Raw genomic sequence first — 14,224 nt, 5'->3', positions numbered from 1 at the left:
TAAAGTTTTTATGTCATGCAAGATCGATTTAAATCCCATATTCAATCTGAATTTCCAGAACTTCTCACTACTCCTTTTCTCATTGCGATAAGCGGTGGTTTAGACAGTGTGGTTCTTGCGCATTTGTGTAACTCTTTACATTTAGATTTTGGTTTATCACACTGTAATTTTCAACTTAGAGGATTAGATAGCACTAGGGACGAAGAATTTGTAGAAAATCTATCGATTAGCTTAAAATGTGAATTTTTTATTAAGACTTTTCAAACAGAAAGCATTGCCAAAGAAAGTAAATCCTCTATTCAACTTACCGCTAGAAAATTACGATACGATTGGTTTCAGGAATTGATTGAAACTACTTCCCATAACTATCTACTTACCGCACACCATTTAAATGATGATCTAGAAACGTTCATCATCAATCTAAGTAGAAGTACAGGTTTAAAAGGGCTAACAGGTATTCCACAACGAAATAGCCACATTCTAAGACCGCTTTTAAAATTCTCTAAAGCTGAGCTAAAAGAGTATGCCATAAAACATAACATATACTGGAGAGAGGACCAGAGTAATGCATCTACAAAATACCTGAGAAATGAAATTAGACATAAAATTGTTCCCTCATTACTGGAATTAAACTCTCAATTCCTTGAGAGTTTTGAATCTACTCTCGAAAAATTGAAACAAACCGAACACTTAATTAAAGACTATACGGCTTCACTTCACCAAAGCTTGGTAAGTGAAGAAGCTAACCGCTTTAATATTGATATAGAAAAACTAAAAACGCATCCCAATCCACGTGGAATTTTATATCAGTTGCTAGAGGGTTTTGGATTTACACAATGGGAAGATGTCTATCATTTATTGGATGCACAAACTGGAAAAATCGTAAAATCTCCTACACATCAACTTGTAAAAGACAGAAATAAATTAACTGTAGCAGCATTATATACAGAGGAAATTAAACCCATTACTATTGAAGAAAGCGACAAAGTTGTGCGTATAATCAACTCAAAACTCGAGTTTCAAGACCACAAAAAATTGGAAGAAACAGGGAAACAATTTGCTTATTTTGATAAGTCAAAACTTAAGTTTCCCTTAAGTCTAAGACCAATTCAAAATGGAGACTATTTTTATCCGTTTGGAATGAAAGGAAAGAAAAAACTGAGTGATTTTCTTAAAGATGAAAAAATAAGTCCTGTAGATAAATCCTCTCAACTTGTCCTTTGTAATTATAATGGTGATATTATTTGGGTACTAAATTTGCGAACAGATCACAGATATAAAGTAGAAAAAAACACTCAAAACATCCTTAAAATCGAACTTAAAGAATGATTAAAAAGATTTCGTATTTAGCCTTGGCTTTGTTCATCAGCTCAACCACATGGGCTCAATTTGGTTTATCATTAGAAGTGGCTACCGAAAACCCTTCAAAGTGGAAGGCTTCTGTTAAAAAAACTTCAGATAGTGTTTATACGGTTTCGGTAGTAGCGACTATGGACCCAACTTGGCATTTACCATCTCAAAAAGAACTCGGGGAAGATGAAAATGGCCCTATCCCTACTGAATTTAATTTTGAATATGATGCCGACAAACTTGAAAAGTTAGGATCTATACAAGAGCCTCAAGGCATTACAAAATTTGACGAAATCTTTGAAACCAATCTCACCTACTTTAAAGACAGGGCTGTTTTTGAACAAGATTTCAGGATTAAAGCTGAAACTGCAACTCTAAATCTGGAGATCCTTTTTATGATCTGTAATGATGTAATGTGTTTGCCGCAAGATCAGCAACGTTTTAATTTTAAGGTGCAAAATTCTATTTTACAACTCGCTGAGACCAAATCCATAGAGGTAAAAGAAAAGGATAAAGTTAATGCCGAAGCCTTAAAATTAAATCTTTTAGGCAAAAGCGATTATAAACTGAATTCAGATGAACCCGATGACTCCAATCTTACCATATTTCTTCTAGGCTTTGTTGGTGGACTTATAGCTTTGCTCACTCCTTGTGTATTTCCTATGATTCCGCTCACTGTTTCCTTTTTTACCAAAGGAGCAAAAACCAAAAAGTTAGGATTGATCAATGCTATATTATATGGAGCTTTTATTTTTTTGATTTATCTACTATTGAGTATTCCTTTTCATCTTCTCGATTCTGTAAATCCTGAAATTTTAAATAATATTTCAACCAACCCCTACTTGAATGTGACATTTTTTGTCATTTTTATGATTTTTGCCTTTTCCTTTTTTGGTTATTATGAGATTACACTTCCCAATTCTTGGAGTAGCCGCCTAGACCAGAAAGCAACAAGTGTTGGAGGTGTTGTAGGAATATTTTTTATGGCACTCACCTTAGCTTTAGTTTCCTTTTCGTGTACGGGCCCTATTTTAGGATCCTTGTTGGGAGGTTCTCTATCTTCAGATGGTGGAGCTACTATGCTCACGTTTGGTATGGGAGGTTTTGGCTTGGCGCTCGCCCTTCCTTTTGCTCTATTCGCCTTATTTCCCAATTGGCTTAATTCGTTACCAAAGAGCGGTGGCTGGCTGAATACTGTAAAAGTTGTTCTTGGGTTTCTAGAATTGGGACTTGCTTTTAAGTTTTTATCCAATGCAGACCTCGTACAACATTGGGGAATTTTAAGAAGAGAAGTTTTTATAGGGATTTGGATTCTTATAGGTATTGGCTTGGTGTTGTATTTGTTTGGAAAACTAAAGTTTCCTCACGATGGCCCTATACAAAGATTGGGCAAAGGCAGATTATTTGCAGGTATCCTTACATTAGCTTTTGTTGTTTATCTAATTCCGGGGTTAACCAATTCACCTTCTGCCAATCTGAAATTAATCAGTGGGTTCCCTCCTCCACTCTTTTATAGCGTCTATGAAAAAGATACTGATGGACCACTAGGGCTAAAAGCCTATAAAAGTTTTGATGAAGGCTTAAAAGTTGCTCAGGAAGAGAATAAGCCTATTTTACTTGACTTTACAGGCTGGGCCTGTGTAAATTGTAGGAAGATGGAAGAACAAGTCTGGAGTGTTCCCGAAGTTTACGAAACTATCAAAAACGACTATATACTGATTTCCCTTTACGTAGACGACAAAGCTAAACTCAGTGATGATGACCAATTCAACTTTGAAAGAAAGAATGGCACTGTTAAAAAAATAAGAACCATTGGAGATAAATGGGCCACCTTTCAAACGCTTAATTTTAAGAACAACTCTCAACCTTATTATGTTTTATTATCTCCAAAACTAGACGTTTTAAATAAAACGATTGCTTATGAATCTTCCTCCAAGGCCTATCTTAGCTGGTTGATACAAGGTTTAGAGAATTTCGAAAATAAGAAAAGATAGAGTTTAAATCTCTACCTTTTTCTCATGTGTTAATAAAATAAAATCTCTTTAAAGTGCTACTTCCAATTGGTTTCTTACGATATCATCAAAGGTTTCTCGCTGCCTAATCAGGTGAGCTTTACCTTTATGCCATAAAACCTCTGGGGGTCTAAATCTAGAATTATAGTTACTCGCCATCGAGTAACAATAGGCACCAGCGTTTTTAAAAGCTAGAATATCACCTTCGCTTATTTCAGTAATCATTTTATTATTGGCAAAGGTGTCAGTTTCGCAAATGTAACCGACAACTGAATAAAATCTTTTATTGCGCTTTGGGTGGGATATATTTATAATATCATGGTTAGAACCATAAAACATAGGCCGAACTAAATGATTGAAACCAGAATCAATCTGAGCAAACACTGTAGAGGTTGTTTGCTTAACAACATTAACTTTGGCCAAAAAGAAACCAGCTTCACTTACCAAAAATTTACCTGGCTCAAAGGCTAAGGTTAAATCTTTACCGTAGGATTTACAAAATTCGTTGAAACGTTTTGTCAATTTTGTGCCTAATTCTTCTACGTCTGTTTCGATATCTCCCTCATGGTAAGGAACTTTAAATCCACTTCCAAAATCTAAGAATTCAAGATTCTGAAATTTAGCGGCAACATCAAATAAAATTTCAGCTGCATAAAGAAAAACCCCAATATCCAAAATATCACTACCAGTATGCATGTGAATGCCATTGATAGTCATTCCTGTATTTTCAACAATACGTAATACATGAGGCATTTGATGTATAGAAATACCAAATTTAGAATCTATATGACCTACAGAAATATTGGTGTTTCCACCAGCCATGACATGTGGGTTTATTCTAATACAAACAGGAACTTTTGGATGTTTTGTTCCAAATTGCTCTAAAATAAGCAAATTATCTATGTTAATTTGAACTCCCAAACCTACAGCTTCTTCCAATTCTCCTATAGAAACGCCATTGGGAGTAAATATAATTTTTTTAGGATTTACCCCAGCGGCTATACCAAGCTTCACTTCTTGTATAGAGACTGTATCTAAACCACTTCCCAACTGATTGAACAAACGGAGAATACTTAAATTTGAAAGGGCTTTAACTGCATAATGTAAACGCAAATGTTTTACTTTTTTGAATGCTTCTGTCAGGCGTTTATATTGATTTATTATCGTTTCTGAATCATAAACGTAAACAGGACTCCCAAACTGTTGGGTGACTTCTAAAAGATTTGCATGTGTCATTTGTAGTAAAATTTAAATATATAAGGGTTTTGCGGTTAAAATTAATTTAATCGGATCTAGATAGTAGATATAAGTTGAATTGAAATTACCCTGCTATCATAGACTTCAAAGTGCATTTCTTTGAAATCTTGCAGTGTTTACGTTGTGGTTTTTTGGAAAACAGAATTGTTTTAAGTCTCATTTTGTAGGACTTAAGAAGAAACCCGCAAAACATTGCGGGTGATAATTGATATTTTATAAATTGTAAAATAATCATACTGCAATTTTAAGCATTATAATATTTACTTCTCCAAATTGCAGTGTTAAAATTTTTGCCTTTTGAAAAACCGTAGAAAATAGAAACCCCACCTATCCATTTAAACATAAACAAATAAAGCAATATAAACTCAGTTGTAAGGTTATCTTCATCCATAAAGAAACCACTAGGAACTAAGAATGTACAGACCAAGGCTGAAAACAAAGCGAAAAATATAAAGTTTTCGAAAGTTTTAAAAGGCCACATCATTATACGACGAAATGGACTTAAATCGTTTCCCCATTTATGGATTAAATAATAATAATCATTTCCAATGGGCGCAAATAATAAAGGATCATCTGCATTTTCAAGTTTAAACAATTTTGAAGGCGCCATAATCTTAAAACCCTTTAAATCTGTCTCATGCTCTTCTTCTAAAGTTTTAATTTTAGAGATAGCTTCGTATGGCAATTTGCCTTTGAAATATTTAGAATCTAAAAACCTCAATCTGTAATTGATACAAATTTGTTCAATCTGGTTAATATGGTAAATTTTACTTGACTCTAGCTTGTCGGTATTAAAATTATTGAAATTTATATCGTCACCAGAGGCTATTTTATTCAAAATAATAGTGTTTTCAGCATCAACATTGCTGAAAATTGATTCAACTTCCTTTAAAATATTTTCATTGGAAGTCTTTTTAAATTTTACTCTATCGAGTTGATCTTTAAGGTTTGTTCTTGGAAACATCATATATCATTTACATCGTTGGTTATAAATGTAATAACTAAGTTGAGTTCAAACAATTGCATCTCTAAATTTTAACATGTAATAAGTATATATTCAATCAAGAATCAGCCTTTTTGTAAACGTATGAAATTATAGACTCCTCTTCCTTCTGCTAAAACCTCCTTATTAGGGTCTTCCTCTAGCCAACATTTCATGTTAGCAACAAAAATTCTAGATCCTAACCTCAAAGTCTTTCCTTCTACAATTATGGCTTTGCCATGAACAGGACTTAAAAAATCAACTCTTATATCTATGGTGGCCATCTTATCCTTTATAGAGCTTAGATGAGTTCCTCCTACAATCCCACCTACTGAATCCATAACCGTCGTAATAATACCTCCATGCCATCGGTTGGATCTTATGTCTCCAACCACTTCAGCTCTAAAAGGAACTCTTACTTTGACGTAATCTTTCTTGATATCCAACACTTGTAAACCTAAGAATTTATGGATTGGTACAAAATCTTCAATCATTCGCTTTACAAAGTCGTCTTGTAAATCCATTTGAATTTAATTTTCGTTAAAAATAGAAAACGTCTCGATATAAAACCGTTATTAATTTTAAATATCGTCTAAAGTCAAGTTATCTTAAACTAGCGCCGAATTCAGTTTCAAATCGATTTTGGAGTTTAGTCATGACTTTATCCACCTGCTTATCGGTAAGTGTTTTCTCTTCATCTATAAATTTAAACCTAAGCGCATAGCTCTTTTTTTCTTCAGGTAACTTGTCTCCTTCATAAACGTCGAATAAATCTACCTCCTTAAGAATAGTCTTATCTGTTTTGAAGGCTGATGTTTTAAGATCATCAAATTTCACCGATTTATCTAAAAGTAATGCAAAATCCCTTTGAGTAGAAGGATACTTAGGTATGTCTTTTATTTTTAATTGATGATTTTGAATGACCTCTAAGACGGCATCCCAGTGAACATCTGCATATAAAACTTCTTGATCAATATCAAAAGATTTTAAAATATGAGGGGTTACTCTTCCAAATTCAACAATGGTTTGAGCTTTTATTTTACCCATAAGACCTTCTGAAAACAATGAAGATTCTACAGTCTGAAAGGAAAGATCTGTAATACCAAGTTTTTCGAAAATACTTGCTAAGATTCCTTTGAGTTCAAAAAAGCTAGTCGTTTCTTGAGGTCTAATCCAAGTCTTAGAAGATTTAAAACCAGTCAGAAATAAAGACAAGTGCTTAAGCTCCTTATAATCTGAGTTGAATTTGTGGTAGGTTTTACCAAATTCAAAGAATTTTAAATCGGTACTTTTTCTATTGATATTATAGCTTAGAGATTCCAAGCCAGAACATAGCATAGATTGTCTCATAACGCCAAGATCGGAACTTAAAGCGTTGAGAATATTTACATTATGTTCTTCCTTAAGGTCGTCGATTAAATCTACGTAGGATTTGGTCGTCAAAGAATTAGCCATCGTTTCATAGAAACCTTGGGACACGAGTTGGTCTGCTATTTTATTTTGGACTTTATAGTCGTCGTAAGGAGATGAGTTGGCAACAGAAACATTGAACTTGCTATCAGATTCAATATTATTATACCCATATACTCTCAAAATCTCCTCAATAACATCCACTTCCCTTCGCACATCTACTCTATAAGCGGGGATAGTAAGTCCCAATCCACTTTCCGAAACATTGTTTACCTTGATGTCCAGAGAGGTGAGAATTGTTTTAATGACCCCAGAATCAATTTCCTGTCCTATCAAATGATTTATTTTATCAAAAGTTAGAAACACTTGAAAATCTTCAATTTTCTTAGGATAAAAATCATCTACATCACTAGTGACATGACCTCCTGAAATTTCTTGAATTAATAAAACCGCTCTTTTAAGAGCGAATTCTGTAATATTAGGATCTATACCTCTTTCGTATCTAAAAGAAGCGTCTGTATTGAGACCGTGCCTTTTAGCAGTTTTACGAATGCTTACAGCATTAAAGTAAGCACTTTCTAGAAATATGCTAGACGTGTTTTTTGTAACCCCAGATTCTAGACCCCCGAAAACCCCAGCTATACAAAGTGGTTTTTGTGAGTCACAAATCATTAAGTCGTCCTCATGAAGTTCTCTTTCTATCCCGTCTAAAGTGGTAAACTTAGTCCCACTCTTTAAAGTTTTAACTTGAATTTTTCGATCTTTAATTTTGTCTAAATCAAAAGCATGCAGAGGTTGTCCTAACTCATGCATCACATAATTTGTGGCATCTACAATAGTGTTTTTAGGATTTATTCCTATAGCTTTTAGTTTATTTTTTAACCAGTCTGGTGATTCCTTTACCTCAATACCCGAAACAGTAACTCCACAATATCTTGGGGCCAATTTGGGTTTTTTCACTTCTATAGACACTCTGTTGCTTCTGTTTTCAACATGAAAACTACTCACAGAAGGGGTGTCAATAGGTAAGTTGATTTCATTTTGAATTAATCCAGCTCTTAAATCTCTTGCTACTCCCCAATGAGACATAGCGTCTGCTCTGTTGGGTGTTAAACCAATTTCAAAAACCTCATCAGTTTCAACCGGAAATACTTCATTTAGGGGTGTTCCAGGTATTAATGCATCTTCCAACACCATTATTCCATCGTGACTTCCACCAAGGCCTATTTCATCTTCGGCACAAATCATACCTTCACTTACTTCTCCTCTTATCTTGCCTTTCTTAATAGTCCAGGGTTGGCCTTTATCATCATATAAAGTAGTACCAATGGTTGCAACAGGAACTAATTGACCTTCAGCAACATTTGGAGCTCCGCAAACAATAGTTAGTAATGTATCTGTACCAATATTGACTTTAGTTAACTTCAGCCGGTCAGCATTAGGATGGGATTCACAAGATTCTACACGACCCACAAGGATACCTTCTAGCCTACCTTTTATAGATTCAAATGCTTCAATGCCTTCTACTTCAAGACCTAAATCTGTAAGTAAAACTTCAGTCTCTTCTGCAGACCATTTTGTATTGATGAATTGTTTTAACCAATTGAAAGAAATCTTCATACTTTATATTTATAGAGGCGCAAAGATAACAAACCGCCTTGGCTCTTAAAATTTTTATTCCTCTAAAATTATGGTAAATTGAATTTTAAAATAAATACAATGAGAAAAGTTATTACGATTGCCTTTTTAGGATTTGCAAGTCTGTTTTACGGCCAAGTAGATACTAGAATTTATGATATTGTGGATGAAGTATCAGCTGAAAAACTTGAATACAACGTTCAAAACCTAGTTGATTTCGGAACCCGAAACACCTTTAGTGAAACAGAAAGCGATACTCGTGGTATTGGTGCAGCTAGACGATGGATCAAAGGAGAGTTCGAACGTATTTCAAAAAACTGTGGTGATTGCCTTACTGTTTTCTATCAAAGTGAAACCGTTACGCCAGAAATGGGAAATCGAATACCTAAAACTGCAGAAATAGTTAATGTCGTAGCAGTTCAAAAAGGAAAGAAATATCCAAATTCATACATTATTATGAGCGGTGATATCGATTCTAGAGCGTCAGACACTCAAGATTTTAAAACAGACGCTCCAGGAGCCAATGACAATGCTACTGGAATTGCCGGGGCTATGGAAGCTGCCCGAGTTCTAAGTCAATATGAGTTTGACCATAGTATTGTTTACGTCGGCTTGAGTGGAGAAGAACAAGGTTTGTATGGCGGACAGTTTTTGGCTAACTATGCTAAGGAAAATGAATGGAATATCATTGGAGTCCTCAATAACGATATGATAGGAAATATTGAAGGTTTGGATGGAGTTATCGACAACCGCACGTTTAGGATCTTTAGTGAAGCTTACAATCCAACTGAAACTGACAGGGAGAGACAAATGAAGCGTTTTTATGGTGGAGAAGTAGATGGAAGTTCTAGACAACTTGCTAGATATGTTCATAAAACAACGCAAACCTATATGCCAGAAATGAATCCTATGATGGTATACAGGTTAGACCGTTTTGGTCGTGGAGGTCACCATAAACCTTTTAATGATTTAGGTTTCCCAGGGATACGGATCATGGAAGCTCATGAAAATTATAATCGGCAGCATCAAGATATTCGAACAGAAGATGGTATTGAATATGGCGATGTCATCGACCATGTCAATTTTGACTATCATAAAAAATTAACGGCTGTAAATGCTATCTCTATGGCTAGTTTAGCATGGGCTCCTCCTGCCCCAACCGAGGTAGAGATCGGTGGTATTGTAGAACCCTCTGTAAAACTTGCATGGAAACAGAGAGATGCTAAAGATATTAAAGGCTATAAGATTTACTGGAGAATGACAACTTCTCCTACGTGGGATCATTTTAGATATGTTGAAAATGTGAATGAAGTGACTCTAAAAGGAATTATTATCGATAATTTTTACTTTGGAGTAGCAGCGATTGGAAAAAATGGTCATGAAAGCGCAGTCGTCTTTCCTTCAAAAATCATGAGATAAAAGCACCTAAATAAAAAAGTCCTATCGAAAACGATAGGACTTTTTTGGGTGGAAGATGGGGCTCGAACCCACGACCCCTGATACCACAAACCAGTGCTCTAACCAACTGAGCTACATCCACCAGTTGTCTTTTAAGACACTGCAAATTTAATATAATATTGCATTCTACAAAAGGATTTCAATAAATAACAAAAAAAATAAAAAAATGAAACTCATCACCGAATCAATTCCCTTTAAGTGAACAGGTTATGAGTTTCATTAAATCAGCTTAAATCGAATTTCAACCCCTTATTCGTATAAAAAAGGGGCTACCTTTTCTTTTATCTCATCAACAATTGTAGGATCAAGCAACGTTGAGACGTCTCCTATTTGATCTGCTTCGTTGCAAGATACCTTTCTCATAATTCTTCTCATGATCTTTCCACTTCGAGTTTTAGGTAAACCAGAAACAAAATGAACACGATCCAACTTGGCTATAGGGCCTATTTTACTTGAAATTAATTGATTGATTTCTTTGCTTAAATTTTCCCTATTTCTGGATTCTCCATCGTTTTTCAAAATGATAAACCCAGCTAAAGCATTTCCCTTCACTTGGTGAGGAAATCCCACAATAGCAGACTCTGCAACTGCTGGATGCTCATTGATAGCATCTTCTATTGGTGCAGTTCCTAAATTATGACCAGACACTATGATGACATCGTCTACTCTACCTGTTATACGGTAGTAACCCACCTCATCTCTGAGAGCCCCATCTCCAGTGAAATAAATATTTTCATAAGCTGAAAAATAAGTGTCGATATACCGTTGATGATCTCCATAAACAGTTCTTGCCATACTTGGCCAAGGATGCTTAATACAAAGTCGTCCAGAACTGCTATTCCCTTTAATTTCATTTCCTTTTTCATCCATTAAAGAAGGCTGTATACCTGGTAGAGGAAGCGTGGCATAAGTAGGCTTAGTTGGAGTTACAAAAGGAATTGGAGAAATCATAATACCTCCTGTTTCAGTTTGCCACCACGTATCTACGATGGGGCACTTCTTTTTGCCAATATTTTCATTGTACCAATTCCAAGCTTCTTCATTAATAGGCTCTCCTACACTTCCTAAAACTTTCAGGGATGATAAATCGTATTGATTAACAAACTTAATGTCCTGCTTAGCCAATGCTCTAATTGCTGTAGGAGCGGTGTAAAATTGATTCACTTTATATTTATCTATGATATCCCAGAATCTTCCAAAATCTGGATAAGACGGAACACCTTCAAACATCAAGGTTGTTGCTCCATTAAGAAGGGGACCATAAACAATATAAGAATGGCCAGTAATCCACCCTATATCTGCTGTACACCAGTACACATCATTTTCTTTGTATTGGAAAACATTTTTAAATGAAAACGCAGTATATACCATATATCCAGCTGTCGTATGTACCATCCCTTTTGGAGTTCCCGTAGAACCTGAAGTATAGAGTATGAAAAGCATATCTTCAGCATCCATGATTTCTACTTCACATTTATCATCTACTTTTTTCAATTCTTCATGAAGCCAGACATCTCGATTTTCTGTCATCTCAATTTTAGAAAACGTTCGCTTAGCTACCAAAACACATTCTACTGAAGGCGTGCTTTCCAAAGCTTCATCTACAATACCTTTTAGATCAATAGTTTTAGAACCGCGGTATGACCCATCGGAAGTGATGACCATCTTACAATCTGAATCGTTAATTCTTGAAGAGAGTGCAGACGCTGAAAATCCTGCAAATACAACAGAGTGAACTGCTCCAATCCTAGCACAAGCCAAGGTTGAAATAGCCAACTCTGGAATCATAGGTAAATAAATGCATACGCGATCTCCTTTTAGGACACCATTTCTTTTCAACACATTCGCCATTTTATTGACGCGCTTAGACAACTCATTATAAGTGATATGAAGAGCTTCTTCATCTGGATTGTTAGGTTCCCAAATAATCGCCGTTTTATTCCCCCTAGTCTTTAAATGCCTATCTATAGCATTTTCGGTAATATTGAGTTGAGCTCCTTCAAACCAACTTACCTCTGCTTTTTCGCGATTCCATTTTAATACGGAATCCCATTTTTTTCTCCATACAAAGTTTCTTTCTGCAATGGTATTCCAGAAATTCTCTGGATCATTTTGAGAAATCCTGTAGACATCGATATATTTTGCTAAAGAATCGATGTTATAATAACTAGTGGTAAGCGCTTTTAGAGATTGTGTAACTTGATTTTTATTAAAACTAAATGCACCGATTTTTTGTTGATCAAAAATCTCTATAATCTCACTTATTACCATCGGATCCTCGATAGTAGATGGGAGTTTGTAGGGTTCTCCAGCCACCAATTTTTTAAGTGTTCTTCTTAAGGTTTTACCACTTCTTGTTTTCGGAAGTCGTTTAACGATGACTACATTTTTTAATGCTGCAATAGGTCCAATTTTATCCCTTACCAGTTGCACGATTTCAGTTTGCATTTTGTAAGATTCATAATCTTCATCGCCCAATATTGGAACGACAATAGCTAAAGGGACTTCACCTTTAAGGGCATCTTGTAGGGCAACTACTGCACATTCAGCAACAGAAGGGTGTTGAGACACCACTTCCTCGAGAGAAGCAGTAGAAAGACGATGACCAGAAACATTGATAACATCATCAATTCTTCCAGTTATAAATACGTAACCCTCTTCGTCTATAAAACCGCCATCCCCAGAAAAATAATACCCAGGAAACTTACTCAAATAGCCATTTTTATAACGCTCGTGATTATCCCAAAGCGTTTGCATAAATCCAGGAGGAAGTGGTAGTTTAGAACAGATGTAACCTTCTGTATTAGCTGGTAAGACCTCGCCTTCTTCAGAAAGTATGACAAGATCATATCCTGGAACAGGCTTGCCCGAGGAACCCAGCTTAATTGGTAAAGCATCCATTCCCATAAAATTGGCAACATTAGGCCATCCCGATTCTGTTTGCCACCAATGGTCGATTACAGGAATTTTTAGGTGATTCTGTGCCCATTTCAAGGTGGTTTCATCGCATCGCTCTCCTGCTAAAAACTGATATTTCAAAGAAGAGATGTCATATTTTTTTATAAATTCACCATGTGGATCTTCCTTTTTGATAGCTCTAAACGCAGTGGGTGCTGTAAACATAACATTCACTTTGTGATCTTCTATCACTCTCCAAAAAGCGCCAGCATCTGGTGTTTTTACAGGTTTACCTTCATAAATGATAGTCGTATTTCTTTGAATCATCGGGGCATAGACTATATAACTGTGTCCTACGACCCACCCTACATCCGAAGCAGCCCAAAAGGTGTCTCCTGGTTTGGTGCCATAGATATTTTCCATTGAAAATTTAAGACCAACAGCATAACCACCAATGTCTCTTACCACTCCTTTTGGTGAACCAGTAGTTCCAGATGTGTATAGAATATAGGAGGGGTCTTGAGATTTTAAAGCTACTGCATTTACTGGCTTAGCCTTTTCCATCAATTCTAAGTAATCTATATCGTAAGGTTTTTCCTCAAATTCGACACCTAATTTCCTGTTGAAGACGATTACTTTTTCAACTTTATGCTTTGCCTTTTCAATCGCCTCATCTAGCATTGGTTTATAGGCAATAAGTCTATCGACTTCTATACCTGAAGTGGCAGTTATAATAACTTTTGGTTTCGCATCATCTATTCTTATCGCCAATTCATCTGGAGCAAAACCTCCAAAAACTACAGAGTGTATAGCTCCTATCCTAGCACATGCCAGCATACTGAATAAAGAGTGAGAAATCATAGGCATATAAATGATGACCCGGTCTCCCTTTTCAACACCCAATTCTTTTAGTCCACCGGCAAGTTTAGATACTTTTTCTAAAACTTCGCTGTAGGTATACTTGACTTGCTTCTGCCTTACTGCAGAATCATATATAAGAGCTATCTCATCACCATATCCATCTTCAACGTGCTGGTCTAAACATAAATAACTCAAGTTGGTCTCTCCATCTGGAAACCAATTGTAAATCCCTTCTGAAGTCTGCTCAAAGGCTTTGGTTGGAGCTTTAAACCACTTTATTTTTTTAGACTCTTCCAGCCAGAATTCTTCTGGGTGTTCAATGCTTTTTAGATATACTTCTTTATAATCCATAATGCTA

The 14,224-nt window shown here is 35.6% G+C and carries 8 protein-coding genes and 1 tRNA gene; 3 read left to right on the top strand and 6 right to left on the bottom strand.

All coding sequences use genetic code 11. The features are described 5' to 3' along the window. The first annotated feature begins 15 nt into the window (after positions 1–15). Positions 16–1,329, top strand: a complete 1,314-nt coding sequence (gene tilS / locus P700755_RS15350) for a tRNA lysidine(34) synthetase TilS (RefSeq protein ID WP_015025557.1) — start codon at positions 16–18, stop codon at positions 1,327–1,329. Continuing rightward, a complete protein-coding gene (locus tag P700755_RS15345; protein ID WP_015025556.1) occupies positions 1,326–3,344 on the top strand; it encodes a protein-disulfide reductase DsbD family protein in 2,019 nt (672 codons plus the stop codon). The genes tilS and P700755_RS15345 overlap by 4 nt, the downstream gene beginning before the upstream one ends. A 48-nt stretch (positions 3,345–3,392) precedes the next feature. Here the strand turns inward: P700755_RS15345 and lysA are convergent, their stop codons facing one another. The 4 genes from lysA to pheT all read right to left on the bottom strand — a co-directional run bounded on the left by lysA (position 3,393) and on the right by pheT (position 8,631). Beyond that, positions 3,393–4,598 carry a diaminopimelate decarboxylase gene (lysA, locus tag P700755_RS15340; RefSeq protein ID WP_015025555.1) on the bottom strand — a complete coding sequence of 402 codons (1,206 nt, stop codon included), beginning with the start codon at positions 4,596–4,598 and terminating at the stop codon, positions 3,393–3,395. A gap of 265 nt (positions 4,599–4,863) precedes the next feature. After that, positions 4,864–5,586, bottom strand: coding sequence for a hypothetical protein (locus P700755_RS15335; RefSeq protein WP_015025554.1), 723 nt, complete (start codon positions 5,584–5,586; stop codon positions 4,864–4,866). A gap of 101 nt (positions 5,587–5,687) precedes the next feature. After that, positions 5,688–6,125 (bottom strand): PaaI family thioesterase, encoded by a 438-nt coding sequence (locus tag P700755_RS15330; RefSeq protein WP_015025553.1) that lies wholly within the window; start codon positions 6,123–6,125, stop codon positions 5,688–5,690. Between the two features lie 79 nt (positions 6,126–6,204). Then, the gene (pheT, locus tag P700755_RS15325; RefSeq protein ID WP_015025552.1) at positions 6,205–8,631 is read right to left on the bottom strand and encodes a phenylalanine--tRNA ligase subunit beta; all 2,427 of its coding nucleotides are present in this window, start codon (positions 8,629–8,631) and stop codon (positions 6,205–6,207) included. A gap of 99 nt (positions 8,632–8,730) precedes the next feature. Between pheT and P700755_RS15320 the strand changes: the two genes are divergently transcribed. Beyond that, a complete protein-coding gene (locus P700755_RS15320; RefSeq protein WP_015025551.1) occupies positions 8,731–10,068 on the top strand; it encodes a M28 family metallopeptidase in 1,338 nt (445 codons plus the stop codon). 46 nt (positions 10,069–10,114) lie between these two features. Here P700755_RS15320 and P700755_RS15315 read toward each other — a convergent pair. Together P700755_RS15315 and acs are read right to left on the bottom strand one after the other, a co-directional pair. Next, positions 10,115–10,190 (bottom strand) — tRNA-His (locus P700755_RS15315). A gap of 166 nt (positions 10,191–10,356) precedes the next feature. Continuing rightward, the gene (gene acs, locus P700755_RS19500) at positions 10,357–14,217 is read right to left on the bottom strand and encodes an acetate--CoA ligase (protein ID WP_015025550.1); all 3,861 of its coding nucleotides are present in this window, start codon (positions 14,215–14,217) and stop codon (positions 10,357–10,359) included. Positions 14,218–14,224 lie beyond the last annotated feature (7 nt).

Source organism: Psychroflexus torquis ATCC 700755 (assembly GCF_000153485.2).
GTDB lineage: Bacteria > Bacteroidota > Bacteroidia > Flavobacteriales > Flavobacteriaceae > Psychroflexus > Psychroflexus torquis.
Note: the sequence above shows the minus strand (reverse complement) of the source record. Positions and strands in the feature narration are given on the sequence as shown.

Excerpts from the sequence above, each read along its gene's own strand:
- P700755_RS15320 (WP_015025551.1), top strand. The coding sequence starts at position 8,731 with ATGAGAAAAGTTATTACGATTGCCTTTTTAGGATTTGCAAGTCTGTTT.
- lysA (WP_015025555.1), bottom strand. The coding sequence starts at position 4,598 with ATGACACATGCAAATCTTTTAGAAGTCACCCAACAGTTTGGGAGTCCT.
- P700755_RS15330 (WP_015025553.1), bottom strand. The coding sequence starts at position 6,125 with ATGGATTTACAAGACGACTTTGTAAAGCGAATGATTGAAGATTTTGTA.
- P700755_RS15335 (WP_015025554.1), bottom strand. The coding sequence starts at position 5,586 with ATGATGTTTCCAAGAACAAACCTTAAAGATCAACTCGATAGAGTAAAA.
- acs (WP_015025550.1), bottom strand. The coding sequence starts at position 14,217 with ATGGATTATAAAGAAGTATATCTAAAAAGCATTGAACACCCAGAAGAA.
- pheT (WP_015025552.1), bottom strand. The coding sequence starts at position 8,631 with ATGAAGATTTCTTTCAATTGGTTAAAACAATTCATCAATACAAAATGG.
- tilS (WP_015025557.1), top strand. The coding sequence starts at position 16 with ATGCAAGATCGATTTAAATCCCATATTCAATCTGAATTTCCAGAACTT.
- P700755_RS15345 (WP_015025556.1), top strand. The coding sequence starts at position 1,326 with ATGATTAAAAAGATTTCGTATTTAGCCTTGGCTTTGTTCATCAGCTCA.